Source organism: Pseudomonas sp. HY13-MNA-CIBAN-0226, from assembly GCF_040310305.1.
Taxonomy (GTDB): domain Bacteria; phylum Pseudomonadota; class Gammaproteobacteria; order Pseudomonadales; family Pseudomonadaceae; genus Aquipseudomonas; species Aquipseudomonas gregormendelii.
In genome coordinates this window covers 1-232 of the sequence record NZ_JBEOPS010000679.1, presented here as the reverse complement: position 1 = coordinate 232, position 232 = coordinate 1, and the positions used below count along the sequence as shown (strand labels likewise).

Below are 232 nucleotides of genomic sequence, written 5' to 3'. Positions count from 1 at the left end.
GACGTGGCCCAGGCCATCGTGCGTGACGGCGAGGGCGCGACCAAGTTCGTCACGGTTGAAGTCAACGGCGGCGGCAACCATCAGGAATGCCTGGATGTGGGCTACACCGTGGCGCACTCGCCGCTGATCAAGACCGCGCTGTTTGCATCGGACCCGAACTGGGGGCGTATCCTGGCTGCCGTTGGCCGTGCCGGCGTGCCGGACCTGGACGTGAGCAAGATCGACGTGTTCC

At 65.9% G+C, this 232-nt stretch carries 1 protein-coding gene; it reads left to right on the top strand.

The features are described from left to right. Positions 1-232: bifunctional ornithine acetyltransferase/N-acetylglutamate synthase (locus tag AAEZ05_RS30405; protein ID WP_350650405.1), on the top strand; the 232-nt coding region annotated here is incomplete at both ends.